Genomic DNA, 14,445 nt, shown 5'->3' with positions numbered 1-14,445 from the left:
GATTTCGTTCCCACGTCGTGCAATAAAACGGCACGAACCGCCCTTATCCGGTCTTTCCAAAAAGAAAGAACCTCTCTTCGCAGCAACGTGCGAAAAAGAGGTTCTTCCTCATAACGGATATGGCTAATAACAGAAGGACACCGGTCCGAAACCGGCGGCCGGCCGTACCGGCTTACGAAATGACGTTCATCCCCGCCTGTCCGGGCGGCTCGTACGTTTCCAGGCAGCGGAACACGATGCCCTTTTGCTTCATCAGCTCGTTCACCTTCGCGCTGTCCTTCGGATAGGCGCGGTGGAACACGACCTCGCGAATCCCGCTGTTGGCCAGCATGTTCGCGCATGTCCAGCACGGCTCGTCGGTCACATAAACCGTCGAGCCTTCCCTGTCGATCCGGTCGGTGAACAGCAGCAGATTTTGCTCCGCATGGATCGTGCGGATGCAACGCTGCTTCTTCACCATCTCCTCCTTGCCGTCGACAATCGCCAGCTCATACGATTCGGCGATCATGCACCCGGCTTCCGAGCAGTCCGGAACGCCCATCGGCGCGCCGTTGTAGGCGGTGCCGAGCAGCTTCTTGCCCTGTACGAGCACCGCCCCGACATGCCTGCGCGGGCAGCGCGAGCGGGTCGACACCATATAGGCGATATCCATGAAATAAGTGTCCCAATCCTTGCGGGACGCGTCCTGTAGACCGGTTGCCATCTGCTGTCCATCCTTTCTGCCGCCGCGTCCCTTCGGCGGAACGCGGTATTATTGGCTCGCCTTGATCGCTTGTTCAAGGTCGTACAAAATGTCGTCGATCCCTTCCGTGCCGACCGACAGCCGGATCATGCCCGGCTCTACGCCCGTCAGCCGTTGTTCTTCCTCGGAAAGCTGCTGATGCGTCGTGCTGGCCGGATGAATGATGAGCGACTTCGAATCGCCCACGTTCGCCAAATGCGAAAACAGCTTGACCGAGTTGATCACTTTTTGCCGGCTTCGACGCCGCCTTTGATCCCGAACGTCAGAATGGCGCCCTGCCCTTTCGGCATATACTTCTGGCCGAGCGCATAGGAAGGATGGCTGGGAAGTCCGGGGTAGTTGACCCATTCGACCGCTTCGTTCGTTTCCAGATACTGCGCTACGCGCAGCGCGTTCGAGCTGTGCCGTTCCATCCGCAGATGCAGCGTCTCCAGGCCCTGAAGAAGCAGGAAGGAGTTGAACGGCGACAGCGACGCACCCATGTCGCGAAGCAACTGCACGCGGGCTTTAATAATGTAAGCCAACGGTCCGAGGGCATCCGCATATACGACACCGTGATAGCTCGGGTCCGGTTCGGTCAGGCCGGGGAACTTCCCGCTCGCCTTCCAGTCGAACTTGCCGCCGTCCACGATAACGCCGCCGATCGACGTGCCGTGGCCGCCGATAAATTTCGTTGCCGAATGGACGACGATGTCCACGCCGTGCTCGATCGGACGGCACAGATACGGGCTCGGAAACGTATTGTCCACGATGAACGGGATGCCGTTCTCATGCGCGATCGCCGCCACCGCTTCCAGATCGATAATGTCGCCGCGCGGATTGCCGATCGTCTCGGCAAATACCGCTTTCGTCCGATCGGTAATCGCCGCCCGGAAGTTTTCCGGATTCGACGGATCGACGAATTTGACCTTGATGCCGAGCTTCGGAAGCGTGATCGCAAACAGATTGTATGTACCGCCATACAAGCTGGAGGCCGATACGATTTCATCGCCGGAGCCGGCAATATTCAGAATCGAGTATGTGATGGCTGCTTGTCCGGAGGAGACCGCCAAAGCGCCGACCCCGCCTTCGAGCGCCGCAATCCGCTTCTCGAAAACGTCGGTGGTCGGATTCATAATACGGGTATAAATATTGCCCGTTTCCTTAAGTCCGAACAGATTGGCCGCATGGTCCGTATCCCGGAATCCGTACGAGGTTGTCTGGTAAATCGGCACCGCGCGCGCCATCGTCGTCGGATCGATCTCCTGACCGGCATGAACCGCCAACGTTTCGATGGACAGTTTTCTTTCTTCTGACATGTATAACGCCTCCTTGATTCCTTCTGGTTTTTGGCTTATTTGCAGTAAAATGGCATAGAACTCCTATCTATTTTCTCATATTTATTTCCCCGCTACAACGCTTTCTTTCATCTTTTCGAGCATTTTCGGGCCAATTCCTTTTACCCGCAACAAATCGTCCACGGAACGGAACGGCCCGTTAGCCTCCCGATCCGCCACGATCGCTTGCGCCTTGGCCGGACCGATTCCCGGAAGCGCGTCAAGCTCCGTCACCGTCGCCCGATTAATATCGATTCTGCCGTCGCGACCGCCTGCCGGTTCGCCGTTGTCGGCTCCCGATCCGGCGCTGCCGGTTGCGCCGGCGGCACCCGGATCGGCATTCCCCGCAGCGGGCGGATCGGCCGGCCGGTCGTTTCGCTCCGGAACGCCCGCTTTCGGTGTTGCCGTTGCGGCCGCGGGTTCCATACTGCCTCCCGCCGCAGTCTCCTCAGCCGCTCCGTCGTTACCGGTCTCCCGCTGGCCGGCGGCGCTGTCCGGCTGCCCGGGCGACAAGCCCCCGGCGGCAGCCGCAGATCGTTCGCCCGCTTTGCCGTCGTCATTCTCCGCTTCCGCAAGCGCCGCCGCCAACGGCGCGTCAAGCCGGATCCAGCCGGCCGGCTCCTCCCCTTTGGTCTTCGTCATTGCTCCGATCAGCAGCGCACCCGCAATGAGCAGCAGCGCTGCGGCGGCGGCAAACCTGATTTTCCGATCATTCCATTTCATGGCATTCATAGCGACACGCTCCTTCGCAACAATTTCGTCAGACATTGCGGATTCGTCGTCATGATGAACGAGCCGGCATGCATAAAGTAGTATGAGAGGCGCGAAAACGGCCCCGGTGCCGGTCGCGCCGCTTAGCGCCGCAAGGAGGGATCGTCATGAATGTCGGATTCATCGGGACGGGGAGCATGGGCAGCCTGCTGATCGAAGCTTTCGTTTCGTCAGGCGCGCTGACTCCCGGACAAATCGCGGCCAGCAACCGCACCTATGCCAAAGCGGCACGGCTTGCGTCTTGTTACCCCGGCCTCAAAGCCGTCACCTCTAATGCCGAAGCGGCGATCGGACGAGACATCGTTTTTTTGTGCGTAAAGCCGCATGAATTCAAAACGGTCATCGACGAGTTGCGTTCCGTCGCGGCCCCGGAACAACTCTTCGTGTCGATAACAAGCCCCGTCATGATAAAAGTGCTGGAGGACCAGCTGCCGAGCAAAATCGCCAAAGTGATTCCAAGCATAACGAACCGTGTGCGAAGCGGAGCGTCGCTGTGCATCTACGGCACCCGTACGACGGACGAAGACCGTGCGCGGCTGGAGAACCTGCTCGGCTTTATTAGCGTGCCGCTGCGCATCGACGAACGCTATACGCGCATCGTGTCCGATCTGTCAAGCTGCGGCCCGGCTTTCATCTCCTACGTGCTGCAATGCTTCGTAGACGCCGCCGTCGAAGAGACCGGCATCGACCGCGGGCAGGCGCTCTCCGTCGCCACCGCCATGCTGCGCGGCACGGGCGAGCTGCTTACCGCAGGCGGCATGACGCCGGAGCAAATTCAGCAGCGGGTCGCCGTTCCCGGCGGCATTACGGCAGAAGCGCTTCAGCTTATGGAACGCGAGCTTGACGGCGTTTTCGGGCAGGTGATCCGGACGACGCACGCCAAGTTCAGGGAAGATCTGGAAAAGGTCGGCTTCTCCTTCTATGGCGAAGAGGTGAACGGTCTGTAACGAACGCCGGGCGTTCTGACCGCTCACCTCTTTAGGATGCTTTCCTAATTGGCGACAATATTGACAAGCTTGCCTTTGACCGCGATCACTTTACGGATCGTTTTGCCTTGGATCATTTCCTTGATTTTGTCCAGATCGAGCGCGATGCGCTCCATTTCGGACGTGTCGGTATCCGCGGGTATCGACAGCCGCTCGGCAATTTTGCCGTTCACCTGCACGACAATCTCCACTTCCTGGTCGACCGTCCAGGCTTCGTCGTAAGTCGGCCACGGCTCGTACGTAATCGTCTCCTTATGGCCAAGCTTCTCCCACAGCTCTTCGGCAATATGCGGCGCGAACGGCGAAAGCATCTGTACGAAGTTTTCCATCGCCTTGCGGGGCAGCTCATCCGCCTTGTAGGCTTCGTTCACAAAAATCATCAGCTGGCTGATCGCCGTATTGAAGCGAAGATTTTCGATATCTTCGGTCACTTTTTTAATTGTCCGGTGCCACGTCCGCTTGAACGCGTCGCTGCCTTCCACATCGGCGATTTTGCCGTTCAGCTCGCCGTTCTCGTCCACGAACAGGCGCCATACCCTGCTCAGGAAACGGAACGTGCCTTCCACGCCATTGGTGCTCCACGGCTTCGTCGCTTCCAGCGGCCCCATGAACATTTCATACATCCGCAGCGTGTCTGCGCCGTATTCATTGACAATGTCGTCGGGATTGATGACATTGCCGCGCGACTTGCTCATCTTCTCGTTGTTCGTGCCGAGAATCATGCCCTGATTGACCAGCTTCCGGAACGGCTCCTTCGTCTCGACGACGCCGAGATCGTACAGCACTTTATGCCAGAAGCGGGCGTACAGCAGATGGAGCACCGCATGCTCGGCGCCGCCGATGTACAGGTCGACCGGCAGCCATTCCCGCTGCTTCTCCTTCGAGCAAATTTCCTTGTCGTTATGCGGATCGATAAACCGCAAGTAATACCAGCAGCTGCCTGCCCATTGCGGCATCGTATTCGTTTCGCGGCGCGCCTTCATGCCGGTTTCCGGATCGACCGTTTCCACCCAGTCGGTAACGACCGCAAGCGGCGATTCGCCCGTGCCGGACGGCCGGATTTGGTCGACGTCCGGCAGCAGCAGCGGCAGTTGATCCTCCGGAACGGTCTTCATCGTGCCGTCTTCCAGATGAAGGATCGGAATCGGCTCGCCCCAATAGCGCTGGCGGCTGAACAGCCAGTCGCGCAGCCGGTACGACACTTTGCGGCTGCCTTTGCCGGTTTCCTCCAGATGCTTGATCATGGCGTCGATCGCTTCCGCGTTGTTTAGTCCGTTCAGGAAATCGGAGTTGACATGAGGACCGTCCCCGACGAACGCTTCCTTCTCGATGTCCCCGCCTTGCACGACTTCCACGATCGGCAGGCCGAACTTGCGCGCAAACTCCCAGTCCCGCTGGTCGTGGCCCGGCACCGCCATGATGGCGCCCGTCCCGTAACCGGCAAGGACGTAGTCGGCGACCCAGATCGGCACTTTCGCGCCGCTCACCGGGTTAATCGCGTAAGCGCCGGTGAAGACGCCCGTCTTGTCCTTGGCCAGATCGGTCCGCTCGAGATCGCTCTTGCGGGCGGCCGCTTCACGATAGGCGTTTACCGCGTCGCGCTGCTCGTCGGTGACGATGACGTCCACCAGCTCGTGCTCCGGCGCCACTACGCAGTAGGTCGCCCCGAACAGCGTATCCGGGCGGGTCGTGAAGACGACGAGCGAAGCGTCATGCCCGTCGATGGCGAAAACCGCTTCCGCGCCGACGGATTTGCCGATCCAGTTGCGCTGCATATCTTTGATGCTTTCGGGCCAGTCGAGCTCTTCCAGGTCTTCCAGCAGACGTTCGGCGTATTCGGTAATTTTGAGCATCCATTGACGCATCGGCTTGCGCACGACCGGATGGTTGCCCCGCTCGCTTCGACCGTCGATCACTTCCTCGTTGGCCAGCACGGTTCCGAGCGCTTCGCACCAGTTGACGGGAACTTCCGCTACATAGGCGAGCCCTTTTTTGTACAACTGGATAAAATCCACTGCGTCCACTTGTAATAATCCGGATCGGTCGTGCTGAATTCGCGGTCCCAATCGTACGAGAAGCCGAGCGATTTGATCTGGCGGCGGAAGTTGTTAATATTTTTCACCGTGATGTCGCGGGGATGCTGCCCGGTATCGAGCGCATGCTGCTCCGCCGGCAGGCCGAAGGCGTCCCAGCCCATCGGATGAAGCACGTTGTAGCCCCGCATCCGCTTGTAGCGGGCGACGATGTCAGTAGCCGTATAGCCTTCCGGATGCCCGACATGCAGTCCGGCCCCCGACGGATACGGGAACATGTCGAGCGCGTAAAATTTCGGCTTGGACTTGTCTTCGCCGGTACGGAACGTCTTGTTCTCTTCCCAATACCGCTGCCACTTCGGTTCGATGACGAGCGGGTTATAGCCTTGATGCTGCTGTTGGCTCATGAAACGGGTTCCTCCTTCTAATCGTTCAAAACAAGCAAAAAGCCTTCCGTCCGTAGCGTTCGTCGCTAGGGACGGAAGGCTTGGCTTCCGTGGTACCACCCTAGTTAGCGCGGGGACATGCTTCGCCCCGGCTCACTCTTCGCCCTTAACGCGGGTCACGGCATGCTTGGACCGGACATACTCCATCTCATCGGACGGCATAACCGGCTTCGCATGCGGCTCCAAGGCGAGTTCGCGTCGTCCGCGGGTCCGGCTTGCACCTACCGCCGGCTCTCTGAGCCGCGCTGCAACGATACTACTGCTCCTCTTCTGCGCCAACTATGAAGCTATGCAAACAGATACTACGATTATAAAGAAGCGCCATAGCGCTGTCAAGGCATACCAGCCGTATGCCATTGCCGCTGCCGTTCCTGGAGGGGGCGCTGCATCTCCTGAAATCCGCCGCGCCTTCCGGCCTACTGCCGGCGGTGAACGCCGACCTCGCTGTATACGCTGCCGATAATGCGAATCGGCACGGTCGCCGTCTTGACGACGCCGTTCTGGTAACGGACAGTAAAGACGACGTTGTATGTCCCTTTGTCCAGTCCCTCCGTTAGCGAGCTCCATTTGACATTGTACAGCTCGCCGTTATAGACAGTCGGATCGCCGGACGATTGGAGCCGCGCCGCCGTCTCCAGCAGTTTGCCGTCCAGCCCTTTGGCCTTCAGCTCGGCATCGACGCGGGCGACCGGAGCCGCGGAAGTGACCGCGCTGACGAGCAAAATTTCGCCGGCATAAAAGTCTTTCGGATGATTGGCCACTTCATGCCCCGCTTTCCGGTGAATCGCCTCCCATTCCGCGGTATGCCGGACATCCCCGACAAGCGTCAGCGGCAGAACGGTCACCGTCTTGGATACGCTATGCTGCAGTTGTCCGTCGGACACGGTCAGCGTAACGAGATAGCTGCCGGGCTTGGCGTTCGGAATGACCGGTACGGCCGTAAACGTCGATACGGTGCCTCCCGGATCGCGGATGTTCCAGTTATATGTCAGCTCGTCCCCGTCCGGATCGGACGAAAGATCGATCAGGGTGAGCGTGTCGCCCTCCCAGACCGGCTTCGGCATCCAGTCGAAATCGGCGACCGGCGGGCGGTTCGTTTCAATATAGAAATATTTCGGCCCGCTCCAATCGCTCCATTCGTATCCGTCATGCGCCCGCACATTTACATAGAGCGTCGCGCCCTCGGGCAAATTTTGCGTCGGGACGAATTGCAGCGCGCTGCCGCCCCTCGTGTACGTATCCGCCACCAGCTCGCCGCCGAGCCGATAAATGCGCAGCTGATATTTTTGCTGCTCGTCTCCGTCCAGATCGACGAATGTCCAGCGGAACGTCGGCCTCAGCGTATCGAAGCGCGTCGGTTTGGACGGATCGGAGCTGGACGGCTGAACGACGGTGGCGGCAGGCTTCCGGTTATGGATTTGAATCTGCATTTCGTACTGCGCCGATGCGCCGGCCGAATCTTCGACAATTTGCCGGACAACGAAGCTTCCGACGCTGCCGAACGTTTTCGTCCATGACGTGCGCGACGTGCTGTGCAGCATGTCTGCTCCGCCGCCGCTTCCCGCGGCGCGGATGTAATATTCATGCGGCAAATTTTCTCTTCCGCCATCCTCCAGATCATAAGCGGTCGAATTGAACGTTACCGGCACTCCCCTGTACGTATTGACGGCGCTGGCCGTAAATCCGGGGACCGGCGGCGTATTCGGCGGCGAGAGCCGGCCGACGTCCAGATAGACGACCGTGTAATCCGACCAGGCGCCGTACTCGTCCTTGACCGCCATCCCGATTTCATAGCGTCCGATCTCCTGCGGGGACATGAGTTTGCCGGTTACATAATTCCCGCCCGGCGTCCGGTAATAATACTTCCTCTCCATAATCCCGCGCGTATGCAAATAGTCGATGCCGGTATTTTCATTCGAATAGCGGCTCGGACTTTCATACCGGTCCGGATCGTAGCTGCTGTCGTGCCATACCAGTTTGCCGGACGAATTTTGCTCGACGCTAAATAAGGATACCGGTCTCCGGTGTACGGTCACCTTGCGGGTAAACGGATCGGACAACTTCCGGTATTGCCCGAATACGTTCGACGGATGCCGGTAGTCCGGATGCGGATCGTCCCGCGCCTGCAGCCGAACGACATAGTCGCCCACTTTATCGAAAACAAGCTGCTCGGAAGCGAACGACCGGTTGTGCAGGGCGGACACTCCCTGATTGTTGATGAACCGGACCGTATGCTGTATCGTCCACTCGTATGCGCCGGACATCGGATCGTTCTCGGGATCTTCGAAGCGGATGTTGCCGTAGCGCACTTCCGCCTTGGCCGTCACAGGGTCCCAGATCGCGTAACTGTGCGACCATTCGTCCTTCAGCTGCAGCGCCCGGTACGCCAGCGGGCCGAACGAAACGAAAGATTTGTCCGCAAAATACCCGTACCGCCCTCCGGAAAAAGCGCTGTCGCTAACCGTAAACAACGGCGCCCCGTCAAGAAAAAGCTGCATTTCCGCGCCGATGATGCGGAGCTTGAACGTATAGTCCCGCTTGCTCTGCAAAGGATAGCTCATCGTCTTGAGCACAGTTCGGGTCCCATTCACATACTTGGCAATCCGAATGTTCTTTCCGTCCGTTTCTGCCGCGTAACGGTTGCGCGAATCCTGCATCCGGAACGAAAGACCGAGCCACTCCGAATCGTAATCGGCATTTTCCATTCGGAAGGAAAAGAGCATTTCGACGTCGCCATTAATCGATGAAGGGGAATAAAACTGGCCGTTCGTAAAGGAACGAAACAGCGGCTGCGTCGTTGTCGGCGTTCCGACCGCCACATTCAAATAATATTTCGAATCGTTCTGGTTCCTGGGTTCTGTCATGTAAACATAAACACCGTCGCCGAAATATTCCCCGAAAATTTGTTCGTCGTAATTGTAGCAGTTGCTGCTGACGAACGAGGCGACAAGTTGCCCGGCCGTATCGAGCACATTATTGTATCTGCCGCAGTTGTAGTCGTTTAAAAATCCGGTTCGATATCCGTCAATTGTCGTCGTAAAGCTTCTGTCCGCCTTCGAAATTTCCCCTTGCCAGTCGACCGTCATTTTCGTCCGGTCCGGCGTGCTGTAGTGATACTTCTCCATATCGTCGCCAGCCGATTCGCTAAGCCGCCCTTTGATCGTTCCGTTGGAAAGGTCGATCACATTGATCACTTCGGAAGAAAGCGGAATCCATCCGTCCCAATAGGTGCGGTATTGTTTGGCCAGCAACTCGCCCTTCAACGGATTGATCATAAGACTGTTAAACTGGTCGAGCTGAAACATCGAAGAAAACCCGCCTGCCGACGCCCTGTTCGGATATCCCGCTTCGGCAGGAGCCGTGAGATACGTTCTCCATGCCAGACTTAAATCGGGATTGTATTTGGTCACATTCAGATCCCAGTAGTAGTAGCTGCCATTCGGAATTCTTACCCCCTCATAAGCGTAAATCGCTCCTGTCGGATCGGTAAAGAACGGCTGGATGGATACGTAAGGATTGCCTTCTACGACCCAATTGTAGGATCGGATGGCCGGCACTTTCCAGGACGGTTTATCGATCAACTCCAACTCGGGCGTCATCAAAATCCATTCCGCATGGGCTTCTCCGGCCACGTTGGTTCCGATGTTGCGCCTTAAGTAAACATTCGGACCGCTGGCATGACTGATTTTCCAAACCCCCCATTGGAAAGATCTCCCCAAGTCGTCCGGGAACGTTTTTCTTCGGATTTCATTGCCGGTGAAAATATCATATACGACTGCCTCGTACTTGCTGTCTTTAAAATTAAAGGTGTACAGATATTGCCCGGCCATTTCCCATTGCGTATGTAATCCTTCCGGTATCGCGATCGTATAAACAAACGGAGACCCGTTTTGATAGCGGTACTTGACGCGAAAATCTTCCACATACATCTCGGCGGGCGACAGCTTTTTCGGATCCAATGCGTAAATCGTCGTCTTTTTGATACTAAAGTCAATGGAATCCTTATGATCAAAGAAAATGTATTTTTTGTTCGATCGGATTTTAGGCAAATCATTTCTGTAGTCGTAAGGTTCGAACTCCATCAAATACCCGTTCGGACCCACAACCGGATGGTTTAAGCGCAAATCAAAGGACGAAGCGCTGCGCCAGGGCGACAGCCGGTTGGTGCCGAAACCGTTGTTCGTTACCCCGAGCGAGGTCCAATATTCACCGGCAGTTCGGTTCGGATCCTCTACATGGTAAATGTTATTTTCCTGCTGCCCGAAGTTCCGCCCCTCGCCGCTTGCGAGCCAACCGTTTTTCACTTCCCATAAATTGTTTTTGTTATAGACTTGCCGCGCTTCGTTGGTCACATAGACAGGCCACCCCATCATCGTTTGAGGCGTTACAGTCGTGTACAGGTTCAGATTCGGTTGCGGATATTTCCCTTCCATATCGAAAGAAACTTCCGGCGCATTGTTCACGACGTCCATCGTAAGCTCGGTTTCGGCAATTTCGGAAGTGTCCCCCCATTTGCCGTAAGCTTCCGTCACTTTCAGATGGAACAAATATTTCCCGACCTTTGCCGGCCGGAAAACAGCCTTTTGCAGACTGCCGGGAAGGCTGACCCACTCGTCGTCCCCGAAACCGTTGTTGTTGCGGTCGTACTTGTAGCGGTATTCGGCCTGGACGATCGGATCGCCGTCGGGTGAATACGATTTGTTGACGATATCGTAGGCGGTCTGGCGCACCGCGACCGGCGGAACGTCAAGCCTGGCGACCGGCGGCATGTCCGGCTTCACGACGATGTCGCAAGTCGCCGGTTCAAGCGATTTCAAACCGAAGGAATCGTAAACGTGCAGCGACACTTGCACGACGATATCTTTGCTTGTCCCGTTGGAATATACCGTACGGCGGTTCGTCCACTCATCGCGGCTATGGTCGATGGTCCGCCCCACAGGGCTGTAGCTTCTGCCGCTATCGAAAGCCGACGGCGGCACCTGCCTGTTCTCGACGACTTCGGCCGGACATGTGGCGAGCGGAACCGGATTTTCGGGACGACCCGGATATAGGTCGAAGCCGAGGACGTCAGTCCGAACTCGTCGCGCATCGTCCCCGATACGGAATGGTAGCCGACGCTGTCCATCGTAATCTGGTGGATGCCGACATCGGAATGAACCCCTTTCGATCGCAAGGATTGGATGAAAGGCGTGCCTCTCTCCAGATCGAAACCGTTAAAATACAACGTGTCGCCGTCCGGATCGTACGGCGTCGGCACGGAATCGTCAAAGATGACCATCAGGTCCAGTACCGTTCCTTCCACCACTTCATAAACCGGCTGGGTCGGCCGGTCGGGATGCACGAAACCGATTTTAAACTGCGGCGGACTGTTGGTGGCAGGCCCTTTCACAACAAGCGGCTTAGGTCCGATCCAGTCGCTTTCTCCGCACGTCGTTTTGATTTTCATATAGACCAGATGTTGCCCGACCCCGATAATCCATGGATAGTTGCCGATGGAATAGACCGTTTCCGCCGTCTGGCCCATCACCCGCGGCGTCGTAAACGTGCCGTTTCGTTCGATTTTATAGTAATGGTATTGATAGGCGCAGCCGTTCAGCCGGAAATCTTTCGGTACGAGGCGGAACGTATCCCGGTAGTTGATCGTATCCGGGAGGACCTCGAAATCTCCGGTAAAATCGGCTTTCGTTTGATAAAAGAACGTCACATAGGCTTTGGGCTGACTTTGCTGCAAGGTGACGGCTACCGACATACCTCCACTTATTTCATCCGAATAGTGGGAATAATGCAAGCTCCGACCGATCACCGAACCGTACGAGCCGTCCGGGTGCACTGTTTCTTTGGCGGGCAGACTGGCAACCGGTATGACCGTCTCGCCCTTGTTTTCGAAATGGCCGTTCGGTCCTGCACGCACCATATGCCGGATATGAATGCTGCCCGGAACATCTTTGGCGGCATAAATAAAGTAGATATACAGCGTTTTGAACGAACCGTCGTATGTAAAGGGACCGAAGCCTCCGCTGCTGTACGGTTTGTTCATACCGGGCGGATTTCCCGTCGTCGTCTTTTTGTATCCGAGATAGGAGAAGCCTGCGTGCTCGGGGGGTGAAAACATCAAGCTCTGGCCTTCTTTCATTTGCACCTCCCGGTCCGGAAAGACGGATGACAAGCTCTGCCCGTCCTCGGTAAAATGCTTGACGATCGCTATCGCTTCGCTTTTTTTGTAGTACAGATAAAGCGTGTAGGTATCATACGAACCGTCATATGTAATGGCCGGCGGCAACCCCGGCGTCAGCTCCCCCGTCTGGCTGCCGTCCTTCTGAAACTTGTATCCGACGTATTCATAGTCCGGATGGGACGGGGGAGTCGCAGCATACTGCCCTCCTTTTTGCATAGCTGTTATTTTGTCCGGAAAGATCGAGGACAAGCTTTTCCCGTCCGTTGTATAATGGCGCGTCGTATGTTGGCCTTCGAGATCGAATTCGAAGAGGACCGGGAAGTAGTAGCGGTAGGCTTTGACCTTCGGACCGCAGCTTGGACAGGGGTCAGTATCTGGGTCCTCTCTGAGATCTAAAAACTCTTTTGAACTCAGCTTTCCATCTATTGAAGCAGTAAAACTAACACTACTGGTACCTATTCCAGACTCAATCTTAATGTCTGGATTATTCAATACATTTGCGAAATAATCCTTATAGAATTCATAATCTTGCCCACCTTGTCTTGATTGGATAAAGTATTCGATATGCTTATTATTTGTGTCTAAAAATTTAATAACATTAATATCACGTACTGTTCGACCGGGGAATGAAAAGTTGTATGTGTAGTTAATCTGAACTTCATCTCCGGGTTGTTTACCTGTCCATTCCCCAGATGAATTGGACCAAATCTCATACGACATAAAACCTACCGCGTATCTTTTCGTGGGAACACCATCCGGATCTCGGTACGGCGTAATATGCGAGTTACTGAAATACGGTACCTGCTCGGCAAAAGCAGGCATTGGCATTAGAAGTGGTGCAATCAATGGGACGGTAATCGAAACAATAAGTAACAGGGCAATAGTATTTTTTCTATTCATAGTCTTAATTGAGTTGCGTTTGACAACTCGTACTCCCTTACTTTTCTTAATTCGCCAAGTAATTTTGAACCATAATAGCAGTATCAGATCCTACATAAATACCTATATATTCGATATCTTTTAATCTTAATTTATCATAGTCTTTGATTCCAAAATGAAATTCGTCTTTACCGCTTACGACTCGGTTATAATGTATTATGGTGTCTTCGAAACGTTCACGGCTACCGGACAGTTCTTGGCGAAGCTTAGTCGGCTGTCCTGTTTGTAGCAAGTAATACGATACCCCCATAAATCCTTTTGAGTGGAAGATGTACGAATAAATTCATTTCCATCTTTATCCTTAGCGATGTCCATTCGATAATATATATCATCTGAAATTATGACGGGAAAGTCTTGTTCTTTTAGAATCCTCACTTTAGTATGAGGTTTAAAATTGTTTTTGCTATTTTCAAGTACCGACTCCCCAAGCTTCCCCTTGAAATAATGTTTGTAAGGCTTGATATCTACGGCCTCGACGATATCCTCGACCTTCGGGATGTCTTTGCTGCCGATCCATACGTAGCGGTTCACTGCATCCCATTCCACCGGTACGCCGAGTCCTTCGCTAATAACCCGCAACGGTACGAGCGTCCGCGACTTTTCGGCAATCGGCGCCTTCGTCAGCGTCACAGCCTTGCCGTTGATCGTCGCTCGCTTCGAACCGATCGTCAGCGTGACCGTTTTTTCCCTTTACTCGCAGTTATTGTGTTACCCTTCAGATACAGTTTGCCGTTCAGTTTGTCGGTGACAAAACGCAGCGGAACCATGACCGTTCCGTCGTCCGCTTTGGGCTTAACGTCAAAGATGACCCGACGGGCATCTACCAGCACTTCCAAGGACAAATCCGCTTTTTTTGTATTGGTTGCCGCCACAGCGCTCCCCGAACCCCCGAAGACAAAAGCAACCGCCGCCAGTCCCAACATCCATTTCTTCACTTCCTTCAACATGTCCAATACCTCCACTATGAAAAATGATTTCTCTGACCGAAGTTTGGTATAAACGCAGTAAAAACACCGCCTTATTTAACACATTTTACC

Annotated in this window: 5 protein-coding genes, 3 pseudogenes and 1 other annotated feature; of the genes and pseudogenes, 1 reads left to right on the top strand and 7 read right to left on the bottom strand. The window is 55.3% G+C overall.

Annotated elements, in window-relative coordinates; all coding sequences use genetic code 11:
• Positions 1 to 172: 172 nt before the first annotated feature.
• The 3 genes and pseudogenes from PACILC2_RS03710 to PACILC2_RS03700 form a co-directional block, all read right to left on the bottom strand.
• Complete coding sequence (locus PACILC2_RS03710) at positions 173 to 703, bottom strand: deoxycytidylate deaminase (RefSeq protein ID WP_062492316.1); 531 nt, start codon at positions 701 to 703, stop codon at positions 173 to 175.
• Positions 704 to 751: 48 nt separating this feature from the next.
• Positions 752 to 2,040, bottom strand: a pseudogene (locus PACILC2_RS03705) (homocysteine synthase).
• Positions 2,041 to 2,121: 81 nt separating this feature from the next.
• Complete coding sequence (locus tag PACILC2_RS03700; protein WP_244863208.1) at positions 2,122 to 2,790, bottom strand: ComEA family DNA-binding protein; 669 nt, start codon at positions 2,788 to 2,790, stop codon at positions 2,122 to 2,124.
• 146 nt (positions 2,791 to 2,936) lie between these two features.
• Between PACILC2_RS03700 and comER the strand changes: the two genes are divergently transcribed.
• The gene (gene comER, locus PACILC2_RS03695; protein ID WP_213527571.1) at positions 2,937 to 3,776 is read left to right on the top strand and encodes a late competence protein ComER; all 840 of its coding nucleotides are present in this window, start codon (positions 2,937 to 2,939) and stop codon (positions 3,774 to 3,776) included.
• A 44-nt stretch (positions 3,777 to 3,820) separates the two neighbouring features.
• Here the strand turns inward: comER and leuS are convergent.
• The 4 genes and pseudogenes from leuS to PACILC2_RS03680 form a co-directional block, all read right to left on the bottom strand.
• Positions 3,821 to 6,255 (bottom strand): annotated as a pseudogene (gene leuS, locus PACILC2_RS03690) (leucine--tRNA ligase).
• Between the two features lie 64 nt (positions 6,256 to 6,319).
• Positions 6,320 to 6,576 (bottom strand) — a binding site (T-box leader).
• Between the two features lie 134 nt (positions 6,577 to 6,710).
• Positions 6,711 to 7,724, bottom strand: coding sequence for a PKD domain-containing protein (locus PACILC2_RS27810; protein ID WP_280515266.1), 1,014 nt, complete (start codon positions 7,722 to 7,724; stop codon positions 6,711 to 6,713).
• A 3,383-nt stretch (positions 7,725 to 11,107) separates the two neighbouring features.
• Positions 11,108 to 12,685, bottom strand: a complete 1,578-nt coding sequence (locus tag PACILC2_RS26290) for a hypothetical protein (protein ID WP_244863207.1) — start codon at positions 12,683 to 12,685, stop codon at positions 11,108 to 11,110.
• An 879-nt stretch (positions 12,686 to 13,564) separates the two neighbouring features.
• Positions 13,565 to 14,175, bottom strand: a pseudogene (locus tag PACILC2_RS03680) (copper amine oxidase N-terminal domain-containing protein).
• Positions 14,176 to 14,445 lie beyond the last annotated feature (270 nt).

The sequence above is a fragment of the Paenibacillus cisolokensis genome (assembly GCF_018403665.1).
GTDB classification, from domain to species: Bacteria; Bacillota; Bacilli; order Paenibacillales; family Paenibacillaceae; genus Paenibacillus_AH; species Paenibacillus_AH cisolokensis.
This window is presented reverse-complemented; position numbering and strand designations above follow the sequence as displayed.

Coding starts and splice junctions, on each gene's coding strand:
- PACILC2_RS03710 (WP_062492316.1), bottom strand. CDS start 703: ATGGCAACCGGTCTACAGGACGCGTCCCGCAAGGATTGGGACACTTAT.
- PACILC2_RS03700 (WP_244863208.1), bottom strand. CDS start 2,790: ATGAATGCCATGAAATGGAATGATCGGAAAATCAGGTTTGCCGCCGCC.
- comER (WP_213527571.1), top strand. CDS start 2,937: ATGAATGTCGGATTCATCGGGACGGGGAGCATGGGCAGCCTGCTGATC.
- PACILC2_RS27810 (WP_280515266.1), bottom strand. CDS start 7,724: ATGCAGATTCAAATCCATAACCGGAAGCCTGCCGCCACCGTCGTTCAG.
- PACILC2_RS26290 (WP_244863207.1), bottom strand. CDS start 12,685: ATGCAAAAAGGAGGGCAGTATGCTGCGACTCCCCCGTCCCATCCGGAC.